General features: G+C 75.8%; 9 protein-coding genes and 1 tRNA gene. 3 read left to right on the plus strand and 7 right to left on the minus strand.

All coding sequences use genetic code 11. The annotated features are described in order from the left end of the window. Positions 1-199 precede the first annotated feature (199 nt). The 7 genes from ACFY2L_RS09240 to ACFY2L_RS09270 all read right to left on the minus strand — a co-directional run bounded on the left by ACFY2L_RS09240 (position 200) and on the right by ACFY2L_RS09270 (position 16,709). On the minus strand, positions 200-1,144 hold the full coding sequence (locus tag ACFY2L_RS09240; RefSeq protein WP_390821932.1) for an alpha/beta hydrolase fold domain-containing protein: 945 nt from the start codon (positions 1,142-1,144) through the stop codon (positions 200-202). A gap of 95 nt (positions 1,145-1,239) precedes the next feature. After that, positions 1,240-2,307, minus strand: a complete 1,068-nt coding sequence (locus tag ACFY2L_RS09245; protein ID WP_390821933.1) for a class I SAM-dependent methyltransferase — start codon at positions 2,305-2,307, stop codon at positions 1,240-1,242. Continuing rightward, a complete protein-coding gene (locus ACFY2L_RS09250) occupies positions 2,304-3,482 on the minus strand; it encodes a glycosyltransferase (RefSeq protein ID WP_390821934.1) in 1,179 nt (392 codons plus the stop codon). The genes ACFY2L_RS09245 and ACFY2L_RS09250 overlap by 4 nt, the downstream gene beginning before the upstream one ends. Then, on the minus strand, positions 3,479-4,285 hold the full coding sequence (locus ACFY2L_RS09255; protein ID WP_390656285.1) for an alpha/beta fold hydrolase: 807 nt from the start codon (positions 4,283-4,285) through the stop codon (positions 3,479-3,481). Before ACFY2L_RS09255 ends, ACFY2L_RS09250 begins: the two co-directional genes overlap by 4 nt. 3 nt (positions 4,286-4,288) lie before the next feature. After that, positions 4,289-4,597 (minus strand): acyl carrier protein, encoded by a 309-nt coding sequence (locus tag ACFY2L_RS09260; RefSeq protein WP_390656286.1) that lies wholly within the window; start codon positions 4,595-4,597, stop codon positions 4,289-4,291. Beyond that, entirely contained in the window at positions 4,594-9,504 is a 4,911-nt protein-coding gene (locus ACFY2L_RS09265) for a beta-ketoacyl synthase N-terminal-like domain-containing protein (protein ID WP_390822400.1), read from the minus strand. The genes ACFY2L_RS09260 and ACFY2L_RS09265 overlap by 4 nt, the downstream gene beginning before the upstream one ends. A gap of 80 nt (positions 9,505-9,584) precedes the next feature. Beyond that, positions 9,585-16,709 carry an SDR family oxidoreductase gene (locus tag ACFY2L_RS09270; RefSeq protein WP_390821935.1) on the minus strand — a complete coding sequence of 2,375 codons (7,125 nt, stop codon included), beginning with the start codon at positions 16,707-16,709 and terminating at the stop codon, positions 9,585-9,587. Positions 16,710-17,245: 536 nt separating this feature from the next. On the opposite strand from ACFY2L_RS09270, the gene ACFY2L_RS09275 reads away from it, so the two are divergent. The 3 genes from ACFY2L_RS09275 to ACFY2L_RS09285 all read left to right on the plus strand — a co-directional run bounded on the left by ACFY2L_RS09275 (position 17,246) and on the right by ACFY2L_RS09285 (position 18,926). After that, positions 17,246-17,371 carry a hypothetical protein gene (locus ACFY2L_RS09275; RefSeq protein WP_390821936.1) on the plus strand — a complete coding sequence of 42 codons (126 nt, stop codon included), beginning with the start codon at positions 17,246-17,248 and terminating at the stop codon, positions 17,369-17,371. A 265-nt stretch (positions 17,372-17,636) separates the two neighbouring features. Further along, a tRNA-Pro gene (locus ACFY2L_RS09280) sits at positions 17,637-17,710 on the plus strand. A 220-nt stretch (positions 17,711-17,930) separates the two neighbouring features. Continuing rightward, complete coding sequence (locus ACFY2L_RS09285; protein ID WP_390821937.1) at positions 17,931-18,926, plus strand: GerMN domain-containing protein; 996 nt, start codon at positions 17,931-17,933, stop codon at positions 18,924-18,926. Positions 18,927-19,164 lie beyond the last annotated feature (238 nt).

Genomic DNA, 19,164 nt, shown 5'->3' on the forward strand with positions numbered 1-19,164 from the left:
GCACTCAGGATCCGCAGCGGTACACCGCCGGTGCCGCGGAACGGAGTTGCGCGAGGGCGGCGGCGCGGAGCCGGCCGGGCGGACGCCCGACCCTGCCGGACGACGGCGGCTCGCGTGCCGGGAAACCCGGGGTGGCCCCGCCGGAAGCCGCCGAACAGGGGAACAGCGGCTTCCGGCAGGACCGCGGGGCCCGTGTCCCTCAGGAGACGCCGGGCGCGGTGGCCCGCCGGATGTGACGGGCCATCAGGGCGTAGGCGGCGCGGGCCTTCTCGTCGTCCTCGGTGTCGTAGCCGTGGTCGGCGCCGGTGACCTCGTGGTGCTCGGCGAGGGCGCCGGCCGCGCGCAGCCGCTCGGCGTAGCGCGTCGCCTCGGCGCGCAGCAGGTCGTACTCGGCGGTGATCACCAGGGCCGGGGCGATGCCCCGCAGATCGGCGGTGTCCGAGGGATGCGCGGGGGAGACGAGCCGGTCCGTGCGCTCGCGCGGGTCCGGCACGTACGACGTGTCGAAGACCTCCGCCATCCAGGGCCGCAGCCGGGGCCTGGCGACGGCCGCCTTCTTGTCCCCGGCGCCGGTGGCCAGGTCCAGCGGCGGATAGTGCAGGACCTGGAGCGCGATCCGGGGCCCGCCCCGCTCCAGGGCCAGACGGGCCACGGCCGCGGCGAGCCCGCCGCCCGCGCTCTGTCCGCCCACGGTGAGCCGGCCGCCGTCCCAGCCGTGCTCCGCGCCGTGCCCCGCCACCCAGCGCACCACCTCGTACGCCTGCGTGGGGGGCGCCGGGAAGGGGTGCTGCGGGGCGACGACGTACCGCACGTTGACCACGACCACCCCCGCCTCGACGGCGAGGAACCGGCACAGCGCGTCGTCCATCACCGGCATCGACATGACGTAGCCGCCGCCGTGGAAGTTGACGTGGACCGGTGGCCGGGTGGCCGTGCCGGCCGGCGGCAGGTACACCGTGACCGGCGCCGGGGCCACCGACGTGGGGACCGTCGCCTCGCTCGTGTCACGCGGGTACTCGGGGAAGCGGGCCTGCCAGGCGGCCGTGGAGCCGGGGCCGCCCGACCGGCGGCCCGCCAGCCGGGTCAGGCCCTGCATCGCTCTGGCGGCGCGGGCCGCCACCGCGGGTCTGGCCAGGATGGACATGCGGGTTCCGTTCGTCGAGCCGTACGTCGATTGCCAGGATTCCTGATGGTTCAGTGGGCCTGAAACTAGCACGGCGCACCCCGCGTGCCCAGCCGTCAGTCGCGCCGGGCCACGATCCGGTAGGCGTTCGCCACACCCAGCCGGTGCGCGAGCGGCCGCACCGCGAACCGGTCGAGCAGGGCACCCGCGGCCAGTGCCGGAACACCGGCGATCAGCAGACCGGCCCGCAGCGCGCGGCGCAGCGCGCCCGGCGGCCCGGGCAGCCACGGCGCGTCCTCGCGCGGCGCCGCGTGGTCCAGCGCCAGCCACACGGCCGCCAGCAGGTCCACCGGGTCGTGCGCCTCCGCGTGCTGCTCCGCGACCACCGTGAAGCCCAGCGACGCCAGCCGGTCCCGCAGGTTGGCGACCGGCACGAAGTGCAGGTGCTGCGGCTGCAGCCACGGCAGCCACCAGCGGCCGAGCAGCCGCGCGTAACGGCTCTCGGGATCGGGGACCTCCACGATCAGATGCCCGCCCGGCCGCACCGCCTCCCGCGCGGCCCGCAGCTCGCGATCGGGGTCCGTGCTGTGCTCCAGGTAGTGGAACATGCTCACCACGTCGTAGCGGGCGGCCAGTTCGGGCGCCAGCTCCGGGAAGCTGCCCCGGTGGCCGCGCTCCACCCGGCCCTCCCGCTCGGCGAGTTCGACGCCGTCGGTGAAGTCCAGCCCGTCGAACACCGTGTCCGGCAGCACCTGCCGCGCCGCCGCGCAGAAGTGACCGTGTCCGGTGCCGACGTCCAGCCATGTCTTCGGCGCGGAGTCGTGCGGCAGCATCGACCGGGCCCGCCCGCGGTATGCCTTCGTCCGTCCGCCGAAGGTGTCGCCCAGCTTCTTCTCACCGAGGCCGTCGTAGAAGTCCCGGTAGTAGAACTCCAGCCCCTCCGCGCTCAGCATGGGGTTCTGGAAGACGTGCCCGCAGCCCTCGCACCGGTCCAGGACGAACCGGCCCGGCTTGTGCTGCAGCAGGTCGCGGGTGCGCAGCCGGGTGGTGAGCGCGGCGCCGCCGCACCAGGGGCAGGCGGTGCGCCGGGGCTCGAAGAAGCGCGCCGTGCCCGCGGTGATGTCGGCCTGGTAGGCGGGCCGCAGCCGGGCGATCCGCTCGCCCGGCCCTCTCCTGTCGCTCATCCCGACTCCCTTGCCAGTTCTTCGAGTAAGGACGCGGCGGCCGGTGCGCCGCCCGCGGCCCGGAAGGCCGTGCCGATCCGCCCGGCCGCCGCCCGGTACCCGGGCTCGTGCAGTACGGCGTCCAGCGCCGCCCCCAGCCTCGGCGCCGTGACCCGGCCGAACCGCACCCGCACCCCGGCCCCAGCGGCCACGACCTGCCCGGCCACCACCGGCTGGTCGTCCCGGATGGGGGCGACGACCAGGGGAACGCCGTGCCACAGCGCCTCGCACACGGTGTTGTGCCCGGCGTGGCAGACGACCGCGTCGATGCCCCTTTCCAGCAGAGCGAGTTGAGGCACGGACGGCACGATCAGTACGTCCTTGTCGTCACCGCCTGCCGCGCCGTCGCCCGCCGCGCCGAGCACGTCCCCCGGATCGACGATCACCGCCCGCACCCGGTCGGCCCGCTCGCGCAGCGCCTCGCGGCACACGTCGAGGAACCGGCCGCCGGCATCGGCGTTGACGGTGCCGAGGGAGACCAGCACGGTGGCGCGGTCACCGCCGAGCCACTCCCAGGGAAAACCGGACGGCACCGGGCGGGCCGTGATCGAGGGCCCGACCCAGCGGACACCCGCCGCGGCACCCGCCAGCTCCGGGGTGCTGAAGGCGAGGACGAGACGCGGGGAGAACCGGGGGTCGGCGGTGCCCGCCGGATCGCCGATGGCGGCGCGCAGGGCGGCCAGCCGTTCGTCCAGCCACTCCCTGACCTTGGGCAGCCCGGCCAGCGGATCGGTGAGCTCCGCCGACGTGGTCGCCGAGGTCGCCCACGGCAGACCCATCCGCTCGGCGGTGAGCGCTCCCGCGAAGGCCTGCTGGTCGGCGACCACCACATCCGGACGGAACTCCGCCACCGCCGCCCGCACCCCCGGCGCCATCGCCTCGGCCAGCGGCAGCAGATACCACTCCCACAGGAACTTCAGCGCCTCCGGGCCCCGCAGACCGGCGGGCCGCTCCCCCGGGGGAGCGCCGGCGCACGCGAACACGGCCGCCCCGGCCCCCGCGAGCCGCCCGACCAGCTCCGGATCGGGACACGCCCACGCCACCCGGTGGCCGCGCGCGACGAGTGCGGCGGCGACCCCGACGGCCGGGTTGATGTGCCCGACCAGCGGCGGCACGACGAACAGGAACCGGCTCACCGGGCCGCCACCCGGAGCGTCTCCTCCACGAGGGACAGGACATGACCGCCCACCGTCCCCGGTGCCTCCACCAGGACCGAGTGCTCATGGCCCGGTACCACCACGGTCCGGCAGTCCGGCAGCACCGCCCGCAGCCAGGGCACCAGCTCGGCCAGGTCGGAGTCACCGCCGTACAGGCCGAGCACCGGGCAGCGCACCACCGCGATCTGCTCCTCCGTCAGCACCCGGCTGGCCGGGATGTCCCGGGCGAGCGTGGTCTCCCGCACCAGGCGCGCCGCGCCCCTGGCCAGCCGGGCGGTGTGCCGGCCGCGGTGGGCGCTCACCCAGGCGATGGCCTCGGGCTCGTTGTGCGCCAGCTGTGCCACCACCCAGTGCAGGATGCCGTCCAGCTTCTCCGCCCAGGCGGGGGTGGCCGGCTCGGACTCGATGAGGGAGACACCGGCCGCCCGCTCGGGGTGGCGGGCCGCGTAGCCGAAGGCGATCGTGCCGCCGTAGGAGTTGCCCACCAGATGCACCGGGCCGGTCACCCCCAGCCGGTCCAGGAGCGCCTCCAGGTCGTCGATGTTGTCGTCCAGGGTGTAGCCCTCGGCCGGGCGTTCGCTGCGTCCGTGCCCGCGCAGGTCGTACATGACGACGTCGAGGCCGGCGGCCGCGAAGGCGGGGGCGACGGTGAAGTAGTAGCTGGCCAGGCTGTCGGTGAGCAGGCCGTGCACCAGCACCACGGTGGCGGTGGCCCGTCGGCCCTGGCGGGGGCCGATCCGCTGGACGTGCAGCCGGACGGCGCCGGTGTCGACCATCGCCATGGCTCAGCTCGCCCCCGCCGTCTCGAGGCTGGTCACCACGTGGGTGACGAGCTGCCCCACGGTGAGCTCGATGATCTCGTCGAACTCCATGCCGGCCAGGAACTCGGCGAAGTTGACCCGGTCGCCGTACCGCTCCTGGAGCAGGCCGGCCAGGGTCACCAGGTCGATGCTCTCCAGCTCCAGGTCACGGTGGAAGGTGGTCTCCATGCCGATCTCGGCGTCGTCGACGCCGTACTCGTCCTCCAGGAGCCGTGTGAGCATGCCGGTGAGATCGGCGAGGACGCTCTCCTCGTCGGCGGTGACGGGGGTCATCGGTCGTACTCCTTCGCTTGAGTGGGTCCCGGGGTCCAGGCGACGACGTACTCCCGGGCCGGCAGGGCGGGCGGGTTGGCGGCCGGCTCGCAGTGGACGGTGTAGGCACGGGCCAGCCGGCCCGCGACGGTCAGCCGGTCGCCGGACGGGGTCGCGTCGAGCACGGTGAAGTCCCGCGGCCGCCCGCCGAATCCGGTTCCCTCCGCCTTGGCGACGGCCTCCTTCGCCGCCCAGAAACGGGTGAACCAGCGGGCCTCCGAGTCGCCGGTGGTGGCCGACAGGCGCCGCAGGAGGCGGAGTTCATCGGCCCCCAGGGCCGTGGCGACCGTCTCCGGGGTGCGGTCGGCGACCTCCTCGATGTCGATGCCCGGCCCCGGCCCCGGTGTGTGCGGCCGGACGATCGCGACGCCCGCCTCCGCGCAGTGGGCCAGCGACACGCTCAGCGGCGGCAGGGTGCGCCCGTGCACCCCGGTGACCCAGGGACGGCCCGACTCGTCGTTGCCCACCCGCAGTTCGGCCGGGAACACCGGCCCCTCGCCGTGGTCCCACAGCCACTGCCGTACGGCGTCCTTGACCGCGATCCGGCCGAGCAGCCACTGTCTGCGGCCGCGCGGGGCGTGCGCCGCGTACTGCGAACGCTCCTCCCCTCCCAGGGAGTTGCGCATGATCAGCTCACGGGAGGCGAGGTCCGGCCACCGCTCGTGCAGCAGCGACCAGCCACCCGGCCGGGCCTCGGACAGCGTGTTGCGCTCGGGGAAGCGCTCGACGGGCCGGGTCTTCGGGTCGTTGTCGAAGCGGCGGTCCTGCCAGCCGGACAGCTCGGCCCACACCGTGCCGTCGACCGTCAGCTGGACGTCGGCCTCCAGGACGGTGTCGGTGAGCGAGGTGATCCGCACGAAGCAGCCGACCTCGGTGCCGGGCGCCGGGTGCGGTCCGAAGAACCGCAGCTCCCGCATGCCGACCGGGAAGACGACGGTCCGCTCCGAGCGGGTCGCCATGATCCAGTAGCCGAGGATCTGGCCGACGTTGTCCAGCAGGGCGCCGGGCGCGGGCGGGGTCGTGATGATCCCGCGGACGTGCCGGTCGCCGATCGCGGTCAGCTCGGTGACGCCCTGGAAGGCCGGGCCGTGGAACATCCACCGTTCGCCGTAGAGCTGGGCGGCGGTGTGGCCGGGGGTGTGCTCGGCGGCGCGGACCGGCCAGGGGGCCGGGGGCGGGGCGGGATGGCGCGGGGCCAGTTCGACGGTGGCGCGGGCGCGGGGGCCGAAGGACACCGCCATGCGGTCCGGGCCCTCGGGCGTCGCGGTCACCGGGACGTCGACGGCCGGGGTGGCGGTGAGCCACTCCTCGAACCGGGCGCCGTGCACCGCGACCGGCACCGTGCCGGGCGCGGCCTCGGCCGCCGCGTCCATGATGTGCTGCACGATCGTCGTCGCCGGGACCACCGGCCACCGGTCGGCCACGTCGGGCCAGCCCGGGCGCTGCGGGAAGAAGCAGTGGTCCAGGAGGTGGGGCATGGTGTCGGGGGAGACGCGGACGGTGGTGCGGCGGGGGGTGAGCGGGGCGGGGACGCGGGGCGCGGCGGTCCGGACCGGCGTGGGCGCGGGCGTGGGCGCCGCGGCGGTGTCCGCCCTCCCGCGCAGGAGAAGCGCTGCCGTGTCCGCCGTCTCACGCATCAGCGCGTTCAACTCGGCCGCCAGCGGCGAGCGTTCGGCGAGCGCGTCCAGCGGTGAGGTGCTGCCGGGTTCGGGGGCGAGTCCGGGGCTGTGGCCGGGGCCGGGCGCGGAGCCGGGGCGGGGGCGCAGTCGCGCACGGAGCGCGGCGAGGGTCTCCGGCGCGAGAGACACGAGCGCCCCGCCCAGGTCCAGCCGGACGGGCGGCCGTCGCGCCCCGGTGGCCGGCCGGGGCCGGCTCGGCGAGGGGGCCACCGCGGCCCCCGCCGTCCACAGGGCCGTGGCCACCCGGCGCAACTGCGCCAGGCCCGTGCGCTGAGACGAGTTGGCGGCCACGACCAGGTGATCGTGTCCGCCGAGGGTGTCCCCCACGAGGGAGCCGAGCCGGCCGGGGCCCACCTGGACGAACACCCGGTGCCCGGACGCGTGCAGGGCCTGCGCCAACTGCCGGAAGCGGACGGGTTCCAGCAGATGCCGGACGAACAACTCCCGTATCTCGGACTCCGCTTCGGGGAAGGGGGCGGCGGTCGTGCCCGACCAGACGGGAGTGTGCGGCGGGTGCAGCCGGAAGCGTTCGGCGGCCGCCTTGATCGGCCCGAGGTGGGGCTCCAGCATCGGCGTGTGGAAGCCCGACCGGAACGGCAGCACCTGGCTGAGCACACCCCGGGCGCGGAACAGGCGGACGAAGTCCTCCACCGCCGCCTCCGGCCCGCAGACCATCGACTGGCCGGGCGCGTTGTCGTGGGAGAGGACGAGCCCCGCCCCGGCCCCGCCCTCGTCGCGCAGGGTGGCCAGCACCCGGTCGGCGGACGCGCCGATGGCACCGAAGGCCAGCCCGGGGACGGTCACCGAGCCGGGGTCGAAGCCGGCCATGAAGGCGTCGACCTCGTGCCCGGCGTACAGTCCGCCCGCCGCCATCGCCGTCCACTCGCCCACGCTGTGGCCGGCGACCGCGTCCGGCACGATCCCGGTGCGGCGCAGCGCGGTGTCGAGGAGGCGGCCCACCGCGACCACACCGAAGCCGTGGTGGCCGATGTCCTCCGTCCGGCCCCGCGGGAGCGCGGGGGCGGGCAGGCCGAAGTGGGCGGCGACGTCGTCGACCCGGGGCGTGAAGTCGCCCTCCAGACCGGGGAAGAGGAACGCCAGCTTTCCGCCCCCGGCGCCGAGCAGGGGGTCCGGCCGGAACCAGACGTCGCCGCGCCCGTGCCAGGCACGCCCCTTGTCGACCGCGCGCCGGGCCAGCGCGAGCCGCTTGGCGGTCGGCTCGACGATCCCGAGCCGGGCCGGTCCCGCGTCCGGATGCGGTCGGGCCGGGTCGAGCCCGGCCGCGCGTACGGCGTCGTCGTCACGGTCGAGCAGCGCGAGGAGGCCCTCCGGGGAGCCGGCGGCGAGCAGCAGAACGCGTTCGGTCTCACCGACCTGCGAGACGGCGGCGGGGCGGGCCGCCGCTGTGCCGGCGGCCGAGGCCGGGCGCACGCCCGGTGTGCCGGTGCCGGTGCCGGTGGCGGAGGAGGAGGGGCGGGCTGCGGGTGAGCCGGTGTCGGTGTCCGTGCCGGTGGCGGGGTGGGGCGTGGGGGTGTCCGTGCCGGTCGCCGGGTGGGGCGGGGGCGCTTCGGCAGTGGTGGCGGGGCCGGACCCCTGTACGTCCGTGGCGGCTGGGCGGACGCCCGGCGGGCCGGCGGCGGGGGTGGAGGGGCGCGCCGTGGCCGTGATGGCGGCGGTGGCGCGGTCGGCCGCTGAGGGCCCGGCAGCGGCGGTCGGGGTGTCCGGCGTGGTGGTGGGGTGGGCCGGGGGCAGGAGTGGGCCGGTGGGCGGACGGGGCGTCGAGGTGAGGGCGGCGGTCGCCGTATGGGTGCCCGGGGCCTGTTCCAGCACGACGTGGGCGTTGATTCCGCCGAACCCGAAGGCGTTGACGGCCGCGCGGCGCACCGGGCGGTCCCGGGTGGTCTCCCACTCCGCCGCCTTCTCCAGCGTGCGGAACCGGGTGCGGGCCAGCGCGGGATGCGGATCGTCGCAGTGCAGCGTGGGCAGCAGCGTGGCGTGGTGGACGGCGAGCGCGGCCTTGACCAGACCGGCGACACCGGCGGCCGGCATGGTGTGCCCGATCATCGACTTCACCGAGCCCAGGACGGCGTCCGCCTCGCCGTCCCCCGGCCCGAACACCTCCGCGAGGGTGGTCAGTTCGGCACTGTCGCCGGCCGGGGTCGCGGTGCCGTGCGCCTCCAGCAGGCCGAGCGAGCCGGGCGCCGCGGGATCGAGCCCGGCGGCCCGCCACGCCTGCCGTACGGCCTGTGCCTGTCCGCCGGGGTCGGGGTTGACCAGCCCGGCCGCCCGGCCGTCGCTGGCCACTCCGGTGCCCCGGATCACCGCGTAGATCCGGTCGCCGTCCCGCTCGGCGTCGGCCAGCCGCTTGAGGACGACGACCCCCGTGCCCTCGCCGATCAGGAGGCCGTCGGCGTCCCGGTGGAAGGGGCGGATGCGCTGGCTGGGGGAGAGGGCGCGGAGCTGGGAGAAGACGCTCCACAGGGTGATGTCGTGGCAGTGGTGGACGCCCCCGGCGAGCATCAGGTCGCAGCGCCCGGAGGCCAGTTCACCGACCGCCTGGTCGACGGCGACCAGCGACGACGCGCACGCGGCGTCCACGGTGTACGCCGGGCCGCGCAGGTCGAGCCGGTTGGCGACCCGGGAGGCGGCGAGGTTGGGCACCAGACCGATCGCCGACTCGGGACTGTCCGGGCCGAGCCGCTCGGTGAAGGCGTCTCGTACCAGGTCGAGTTGGTGGGCTGTCAGGTCGGGCAGCAGCTCGCCGAGCGTGCGCACGAGCTGGCCCGCCGTGCGCACCCGCTGGTCGAGCCGGACCAGCCCGGGCGTGAGGTAGCCGCCCCGGCCGAGGACGACGCCGACGCGCCCTCGGTCGGGGAGACGGTCCGGGCCGCCCGCGTCGTCGAGGGCGGCGGAGGCCACGTGCAGGGCGATGAGCTGGTCGGGTTCGGTGCCGGCCACCGAGTTCGGCATGATTCCGAACCGGGTGACCTCGACCTCCGCCAGCCCGTCCACGAACCCGCCGCGCCGGGCGTAGACCCGGTGCGCGAGGGCCGGTTCGGCCGCGGTGCCGGGCCGGTAGTAGTCGGCGTCCCAGCGCCCGTCCGGGACCTCGCCGATCGCGTCGACGCCGTCCCGGAGGTTCTGCCAGTACGCGTCCAGGCCGGCCGCGCCCGGCAGCAGCACCGCCATCCCGACCAGGGCGACGGGCACGTGACGCGCCGTCGAGGGGGCCGGGGCGGACCCCGGGTGGAGTGATGTCACCGTGCCCGTCACCAGCCCGACGCGGTGTGGACCACGGCGGTGGCCGACTGCTCGCCCCAGGCCAGCTCCCGCAGCAGCGCCGCGGTCCCCTCCTCGGGGTCGATCAGCCGGATGCCGCGGCGGGCGTACTCGCGGGCCAGCTCCGCCCCGACCATCCCGGCGTGCCCGGGCGCGGGCGCCCACGGGCCCCAGTGCACCGTCAACGCCCGCCGCCCGGTGCGGGCGGCGAAGGCGGCGCCGAGGGTCTCCAGCGCGTCGTTGGCGGCCGCGTAGTCCACCTGGCCCCGGTTGCCGAGGACGGCGGAGATGCTGCCGAACAGCACGGTGAACGAGGGCGCGGACGGCAGTTCCTCCAGCGCCGTGAGCAGGGCGTCCGCGCCGGTCGCCTTGGTGCCGTAGACCCGCTGGAAGGACTCGGCGGTCTTCTCCGCGATCAGCCGGTCCTCGATGATCCCGGCCGCGTGCACCACGCCGTCGAGCCGGCCGTGCTCGGCGTGGATCTCCTTGACCGCCTGCACCACCGCCTCGGGCTCCCGGAAGTCGACCGAGCGGTAGCGCACCCGGGCGCCGAGCGCGGTGAGTTCGGCGAGCGTGGCGGTGATCTCCCGCTGTGCCAGCAGGAGTTCGGCGGTCCGGTTGATCTCGGCCGGCTTCAGCCCGCCGCGCCCGGCGAGCACGGAGCGCAGCTCGGCCGGGGTGCGGGCGGCGGCCGTGTCGGCGGCCTCGGGCCCGTCCGGCGCGGGTGTACGGCCCAGCAGCTCCAGCCGGCAGCGGGCGGCACCGGCGAGCGCGGCGGCGAACTGCGCGGTGATGCCGCGCGCCCCGCCCGTCAGCACCACCACCGAGTCCCGTTCCAGGCCGAGCGCGGCCGCCTCCGCGACGCCGTCCCCGGCGGGCCCGGCGCCCGTCCCGGCGAGCGCCCCCAGCGGCTCCTCGGCCAGCTCGAAGCCGTGGCGTCCGTCCGCCGAGCGCACCACCACCGGCGTCCGGTCGGCGGCGACGGCCTCGGCGACCACCGCGTCCGCGACGGCGGACGCCGAGACGCCGGCCAGGTCGACGACCCGGGCGACCGTCCCGGGGTACTCCCGCGCCACGGTCCGGAACAGGCCCCGCAGGCCCGCGGACCGGGTGTCCGGCACCTCGCCGTCCGTATGCCGCACGGCCAGCAGCCACCGCGGGCCCCGGGCGAGGGCCGCCTTCAGCACGGGGAACGCGTCCGGCAGCACCGGGGTGTCGTCCTCCGCGCCCGCCAGGGCTCCGAGGTAGACCACACCGTCCACCGGTCCGTCGGCCTCCGACAGCACATGGTCCCGGCCGCGTACGACGGCCTCGGCACCGTGCGCCACCAGCCGGGCGGCGGTCTCCGGGGCGTCGCCGAGGACGGTCCAGCGGGTGCCGGAGAGCACCGCGGCGGGGTCACCGGCCGGTTCCTCGAGGAGGACCGGGCGCAGCACGTGCCGCCGGGGCGGCTCGCCGGTCACCTCCTCCCGCGCGGTCTCCGCGGACCGCGCGGACGCCGGTGCCGGACTCTCCAGCCGGGACGTGAGCCAGTCGGTCACGGCGGCGGCCGTACGTGCCTTGGCCAGCTCCTCCAGTTCGGCGTCGTCCATCGAGGTCAGGTCCGCACCCGTCCCGGCGCCCAGGCGTCTCGCCAGCTCACCGGCGATCTCGGCGCGCTTGATGGAGTCGATGCTGAGGTCCGCCTCCAGATCGAGGTCGGGCTCGATCATGTCGACGGGGTAGCCGGTGCGCTCACTGATGATCTCCAGGACGACCTGCTGCACGTCCACGGTCCCGGAGGCGGCGGCCTGCGGCTCGGGTGCCGCCGGTTGTGGCTGTGCATGTGCATGTGCATGTGCATGTGCCTGTATCTGTGGCTGCGGCGACGGGAGGGGCGCCACCGCCGGTGTCAGCTCGGGCTGCGCGAGCACCACGGGCGGGGCGATCCGCTCCCCGGGCGTGGCGCCCAAGTAGGTGAGCAGCACGTCCCGTTGGGCGGCGATCATCTCCCGGCTGGTGCGCAGGAACTCGGAGATCAGCGCGTCCCGGTCGGACGCGACGCCGTGCGGGGGGTTCGTCGTCACCGTCGTCACAGTCCTCTCGGCGGGGTCCACGACTCGTCGGGCCGGTGCGAGCGCACCGGGAAGGAAGGCGCCGGCGGCCGTGCGGACCACGTGCCCGTCCACCGTCCAGCCGGGCCGTTTCGGTACGGGGGTGCGGACGGCGTCGACCGCGTCCCGGCCGCGCAGCAGCCATCCGGTGCGCACCGGCAGCCCCGCCACGGCGAGTTGGGCCAGGGCGTCGAGCCAGCCGCGCAGACCGACGCCCGGCCGCGGTTCGCAGGCCACCGTGCGATGCGGACGGTCCCCGAGGATCCGCCCGACCAGCCGCGTCAGCACGGACCCGGGGCCGGCCTCGACGAAGATCCGCGCCCCCGCCGCGTACATCGCCTCGATCTGGTCGGCGAAGGCGACGGGCGCGCCGATCTGCGCGGCGAGTTCGGCCCGTACGGCGTCCGGGTCGGCGGCGTACGGGGCGGCCGTACGGTTGGACCACACCGGGAACTCGGGCGCGTGCACCGGCCGCACGGCGAGCGCCTCCGCGAACCGGTCGCCGGCCCCTGCCACGAGCGGGCTGTGGAAGGCGCAGGCGACGGGGATCCGCTTGGCTCCCAGACCCGCCTCGCGCAGCAGCCTCACGGCTTCGATGACGGCGTCGGTCGGACCCGATATCACCGTCTGCTCGGGGGAGTTGCGGTTGGCGAGGACCACGGAGTCCGGTGCGCCGGCAGACCGCAGGACCCGGGTCACCTCCCCGGCGCCGGCGGCGACGGCGGCCATCGTCCCGGGCTCCTCCCCGGCGGATTCGGCGGCGCCCAGGATCGCCGCCGCCCGCTCGGCGCTCAGCTCCAGCAGCGTCTCGGGATCGAGGGCGCCGGCCGCGCACAGGGCGACCAGTTCGCCGTAGCTGTGCCCCGCCGCCATGTCCGGATGCACCCCGGCCGCCGTGAGCACGGCGTGGGCGGCGAGCCCGGCGATGCCGAGGGCGGGCTGGGCGACCCGGGTGTCCGTCAGCGCGTCCTGCTGGCGGTCGCGTACGGCGTCGTCGAAGGCGGCCGGCGGATACAGCGCGTCGGCGTGCGAGCGGCCGAGTTCCAGGTAGGGCCGCAACTCCGGGAAGGTCACGAAGAGTTCGGCGAGCATGCCGGTGCGCTGGCTGCCCTGCCCGGGGAAGAGGAAGGCGACCTTGCCGACGGCGTCCTCGGCACGGCGTGCGTCGGGAGCGGCGGCGGGGCGGGCAGCGTCGGCCGGTGCGCCGGACACGCCGGGGGCGGACGCCGTATCGCGGGCGCCGTCCGGAACAGCCGTCGCGGGCCTGCCGGTCCCGCCTGTCGCGCCGGGCCTGCCGGTCCCGCCTGTCCCGCCGGCCCTGCCGGTCCCCTCGTCGTCCCGGCCCGCCCGATGGAGGCCGTGTCCCGGATCGTGTTCGCCCCGCAGCGCTCGGCGCAGTTTTCCGACGAGGTCGTCCACGTCCTCCGCCACGACCGCGACCCGCACCGGATCGGCGCTCGCGTCCGAGCGGCGGGCCGCGCCGAGCGCGAGGTCCCTGAGGCGCCACGGCCGGCCCTCGGCCTCGGCGGCCTTCAGCAGCTCCTCCACCGCGCGGTGGGCCGCGTTCTCGTCCCGCCCCCGGAACACGAACAGCTCGGCCGGCCAGGCCTCCAGACCCCGCACCGGCGGCGCGCCGTCCGCGTAGGCGCCCAGCACCACGTGGAAGTTGGTGCCGCCGAAGCCGAACGCGCTGACCCCGGCGACCCGTTCCCGGGCGGGCATCGCCCAGGGCCGGGCCTCCGCGTGGAAGGCGAACGGGCTGCTCTGCGCGTCCCACGCCGCGTTCGGCGCCTTCACATGCAGGGTCGGCGGTCTGACGCCGGTGTACAGCGCCAGCAGCGTCTTGATCATCCCGGCCAGTCCGGCCGCGCACTTGGTGTGCCCGATCTGCGACTTCACCGAGCCGAGCACGCACTCCCCGGACTTCGCGCCTGCCTCCGTGAACACCTCGCTCAGGATGCGCAGTTCGGTGCGGTCGCCGACCACGGTCCCGGTGCCGTGCGCCTCGACGAGCCCGACGTCGGCCGGGGAGACGCCCGCGTTGCGGTAGGCCCGTTCGAGCGCCGACCGCTGGCCTTCCGGGCGGGGCGCTGTCAGTCCCAGGGAGCGGCCGTCGCTGGAGGAGCCGAGGCCCTTGATGACTCCGTAGATCCGGTCGCCGTCGCGCTCGGCGTCCGCGAGACGCTTCAGGACGACACAGGCCACGCCCTCGCCGAGCGCGATGCCGTCCGCCGAGCCGTCGAAGGCGCGGGAGCGGCCGGTGGGCGACAGGGCGTGGACGGAGGAGAACAGGACGTAGTCGTTGATGCCGTTGTGCAGGTCGGCGCCGCCGCACAGCACGAGGTCGGAGGTGCCGGCGACGAGTTCCTTGCAGGCGACGTCCACCGCGGCGAGCGAGGACGCGCAGGCCGCGTCCACGGTGTAGTTGGCGCCGCCGAGGTCGAGACGGTTGGCGATCCGCCCGGAGATGACGTTGGCGAGCATGCCGGGGAAGGAGTCCTCGGTGAGCTGCGGGAGCTGGTCCTCCAGGCCCGCCGGTACCGTCCCGTAGTACGAGGGCAGGACGGCCCGCAGCGTGGCCGCGTTCGACAGGTCGCTGCCCGCCTCCGCCCCGAACACCACCGAGGTGCGCGAGCGGTCGAACTCCCGGCCCCCTTCTCCGTATCCGGCGTTCTCCAGGGCCCGCCGGGCGGCCTCCAGGGACAGCAGCTGCACCGGCTCGATGCTGCCGAGGGACGCGGGCGGGATGCCGTAGCGCAGCGGGTCGAAGGGGATCGGGGGCAGGAAGCCGCCCCACTTCGACGGTGTCGACGTGCCGTGGTGGACGTCCGGGTCCCAGCGCTCGGCCGGTACCTCGCCGACCGCGTCCACGCCGCCGACCACGTTGGCCCAGAAGGTGGGCAGGTCGGGCGCCTGCGGGAACATGCAGGCCATCCCGACGACGGCGACGTCGAGCGGGGCCGGGGCCGGGGCCTCGGTCTCCGTGCTCGGCCCGGTCCGCACGCCCAACTCGGCCGCCCGCAGCGCCAGACGGCCGGCCGCGCCCGTCGTCACCGACGCGTGCAGCTCCGCGAGGGTGGTGGTCGCCGAGCGCAGCACGGCCACCTCCCCGGCCATGAACATCCCCTCGGCGTACTGGCGTCGCTCGTCGACCGGCGTGAGCGGTCCGTCGCCGTCCCGGGTCACGCCTTTGCTGGCGACGCGCAGCCGGCCCACGTTGAGGCGTTCCAGCTCCTCCCAGATCCGCCGGTCGGGCACGCCCGCCGCGCGCAGCCGCGCCTCCTCCTCGCGGAATCCGGCCGCGAACGGGCTGGGCACACACCGGGTCGCGTGCCCCGGCGCCGACTCCAGAAGCGTGGTGCGCTCGGCCTCCAGGACCTGCCGCTGGAACAGCGGCCGGATCGCGCCGTGCGCCACCGCCTCCTCGGTGAACAGGTACGCCGTCCCCATGAGCAGGCCGACCGCGGCACCGCGCGCGGTCAGCGGCGCGGCCAGCGCGGCGACCATCGCAGCCGACCGCTCGTCGTGCACGCCGCCGGCGAAGAACACCTCGAGGCCGGAGCCGTCCGCTTCGGTCAAGTAGTCCTCAAGGACGGCGAGTTGGGCCTCCCACAGAGGGAAGCTGCCGCGCGGTCCCACATGCCCGCCGCACTCCGAGCCCTCGAACACGAACCGGCGCGCCCCGGCCTGGAGGAACTGCCGCAGCAGGCCGGGCGACGGCACGTGCAGAAACGTCCGGATGCCGTCCCGCTCCAGCGCCTGCGCCTGGGACGGCCGCCCGCCCGCGATGATCGCGTGCGTCGGCCGCAGCTCCCGTACCGCCTCCAGCTGGGCGGCGCGCACGTCCTCCGGCGCGAAGCCGAGCACGCCCACGCCCCAGGGGCGGCCCGCCACCGCGTCCCGGGTCCCGGCGAGCAGCGCCCGCGTCCGCGCGCCGTCCGCCAGCGCCAGCGCGAGGAACGGCAGCGCCCCCGCCTCGGCGACCGCGGCGGCGAAGGGGGCCTCGTCGCTCACCCGGGTCATCGGCCCCTGCGCGACGGGCAGCGGGGTGCCGAGCGCCCGGCTCATCGGTGAGTCCGCCCGCAGCGCCCGTACGGCCGTGTCGTCGCGTACGGCGTCCAGGACCGCCTCGCGCAGGGCGCGTACCGTCCGCCGGACGTCACGCAGCTGCTCGGCGAAGCGGGCTGCCAGGAAGCCGTCCTGTCCCACCGGGAGCAGCTGGGTGCGCGGATCCCGCGCACCCAGCAGCGCCGCCACGTCGTCAGGTCCGGCGCCGTCCGGGACCCGAGGGGCGTCGGGGCCGCGCCGCTGCAGGACGCGGTGACCGGCCACGACGACGGTCTCCGAGCCGTCCATCGCGCGCAGCGCGGCGGCCGCGGGCTCCGGCGTCGCCGCGTCGTCGAGCAGGGCGAGCTGGCTGTCCAGGACGACACCGGCCGCCCCGCCGGCCACCGCGGCGGCGGCCGTGCGCGGGCCGATGCCGCCGCACGCCCACACCGGCAGCCCCGGGCCGTCCGCCGCGAGCAACCGCTGGAGCAGGACGAACGTGCCCAGCTCGCCGATCCGGCCGCCGCACTCGGCGCCCCGCGCGATCAGCCCGTGCGCCCCGGCGCGTGCCGCTTCCCGCGCGCCCGCCAGATCGGTGACCTCCACCAGTACGCGGTGGCGGCCGTTCACTTCCGCGACCGTCCAGGGCGCGCCGACGGCGAGAACCACCGTGTGCGGACCGGCCGTGTGCGGACCGGCCGGTCCCGGATCGCCCCCGGCAGGATCGGTACGGGCGGCGGAAGGGACGAGATCGGCGGGCGTGAGCCGGCAGCCCGGTCCGATCCGCACGCCGAACGCGCCCGGGGACGCGCGGCGCAGCCGGGCCAGCGCCTCGCGCGCTCTTCGGTCCCCGGGCCCCAGGTCCAGCACGCCTAGGCCGCCGGCCCGGCCGACCGCGAGGGCGAGCCCGGCATCGGGCTCGCCGAAGGGGGTGATGCCGATGATCATGTCCTCGGAACGCGCAGCGGACGCCATGATTCTCCGAATCAACGTGAAACCGCAGGGTGGGGGGTTCAGGACAGCAAAGGCGGTGCACCGCATTCCGGCGGGCACGGATCACCGCGGAACGGGGGATTAAAACGCTTGCTCGAAACGCGTTGAAAGGTAGTGCTGTTATTACTCACCGGTCAACGATCGAACGATCGGCTGGTGACCAGCCGCAATGATTCGGTCAGTCATGGGCCGGTGGCCAGGGAGGAGGAAACCGGATGAATTCCTTTCGGGCCTGCCGGCGTTCACTCCCGACTCATGCGGTAGAAACATGAACGACCGAAAGAAATGGGTTCCTTTGGACGGCATGTCCGGATCGGGGTGCGCATTTCCGGCCCGCGCGGGGCGCGGGAGGAAAATCCGTGTGTCGGGGGCCGCGTGTCCGGGAAGGACCGGGAGGGGGCTTGACGTGCACACATCCACCGCCAAGACTGACGTGACTGCGTAGTCAGGTCGGTCCTCGGGAGGTCGTCGACCGGCTTGGCCGCGTGGTCGCTTCCGCGTGCGCCGGGGAGTCGCCCATGGCCTCGGCCCGGCCTCGGCGCGGCCCGGGGACGACGGAGGTGGCGCGCACCGCCGAACCGCCCGGCCCGGCCGCCGAGCCGCGGGTGCGCGGTTCCACCGCACCGCCCTCCCTCACCCGCTGACGCACCCGTCGGCCGACCGGGCCTTCCGCCCGCGGGCCGGGCCTTCCGCCCAGCGCCCGGCGTGGACCCCGTCCAGGGCGACGGCCAGGACGCGGTCGCGCCGCGCGCTCCGCCCGGGCGCCGCCCTGGCCGCCCTCCTGGTGTCCGCGCGCCGCCCCGCCCGGCCGCCGGAACCGGTGACGCGGCAGTCGCCGACCCGGGCACCCGCCCGCGTGCGGTAAGGTTTTCCTGCGCGTTCCCGCAGCTCACCGCCGCGGCAGCGCGGCGGGACGTGGCGCAGCTTGGTAGCGCACTTGACTGGGGGTCAAGGGGTCGCAGGTTCAAATCCTGTCGTCCCGACTTGTGACAGAACAGGTCAGGTCAGAGGTCGTACCGGAGCATTCCGGTACGGCCTCTTGGTCGTTCCGGGGGCCGACGGGACGGGGCCGGACGAGGCCGGCGGGGCAGGCGAAAAGCCGTCAAGGGTTGACGGGGGCCGGTCGGCTCCGTGAAAGAGGCCGGTCAGCCCTGGAAACCGCGCCTGCGCGGAGCTTGGCTGGAGGGGTCACAGGAGGCTGCCATGAACAGCGAAGCCCCGAGTGCCCGCAGCACCCGCCGACGCCACCGCCCCGTGCTCACCGCGGCGTTGACGCTCCCTCTCCTCGCCGTGGCCGCGTGCGGTTCGGGCTCCGGCCCGGCCACGCCGTCCGGCACCGACCGGCCCTCCGGCCCGGCCACGTCCGGCGGCGCCTCCGGCACCCCCGCGCCGTCCGCGTCGTCTCCCTCCACCGCCCCGAGGACGAGCCCCGCCCCGCCCGCCGCCTCCTCGACGAGCGGCGGCACCGGCACCGGCACCGCGGCGACGTCGGTCCGTACGGCGGTGTACTTCCTGCACGGCGAGCAGGTCTCGCCCGCCCCGCGCACCGTGACCGCGCCGGCCACCGCCACCGGAGCCGTGCGCGCCCTGCTGGCCGGCCCGGACACCTTCGAGCGCGGGCACAGCCGTACGACGGCCATCCCGGCCGGCACGAAGCTGAACTCCGTCGTGATCCGCGGCCGTGTGGCCACCGTGGACCTCTCCGGGAGGTACGACGACGGCGGCGGCAGCCTGTCCATGCGGGCGCGCCTGGCCCAGATGGTGTTCACGCTGACGCGCCTCCCGGCGGTGGACAAGGTCGCCTTCGCCCTCGACGGCAAGCCGGTGAAGCATTTCGGCGGCGAGGGCGTCGTCCTCGACGGGCCGGTGGGACGGGCCGACTTCGAGGACCTCGCTCCGGCCGTCCTGATGGAGTCCCCGCTGATCGGTGACACCGTACGGACCCCGCTACGGGTCTGGGGCAGTGCCGACACGTTCGAGGCCGTGTTCCGGCTGAAGGTCACCGACAGCACCGGGCACACCGCCGCCGACGTACGGGTGACGGCGACGTCCGGCACGGGGACGCGCGGCACCTTCGACGTCACCTTCCCGTACAAGGCCGCGGGAAGCGGGCCCGGCCGGCTGACCGCTTACTACCTGTCGCCGAAGGACGGCAGGCCCGTGACCGTCGACACCGTGCCGCTGACCGTGAACCGGTGACGACGGCCCGGTGCGCACGGGCGGGCGGCCCCCCGTCGCCGCCCCGCCCGACCGACCGGGCGACCGGCCGTGGCGGGCCCGGTCCGGCTGCTCGCCGCGGGGGTGTGTGAGATTCTCGGACCGCGGATCGACGCGCCGTGCGACCTGCCCCGCCCGCCTCCGCCACCGGGCCGCGTCCGCCCCCGCCGCCCGGCCGCCGCGGCCCGCGAGAGTGAGAAACGTCGAGGTGAGGTGACGT

Source organism: Streptomyces sp. NPDC001381 (genome assembly GCF_042895685.1).
GTDB lineage: Bacteria > Actinomycetota > Actinomycetes > Streptomycetales > Streptomycetaceae > Streptomyces.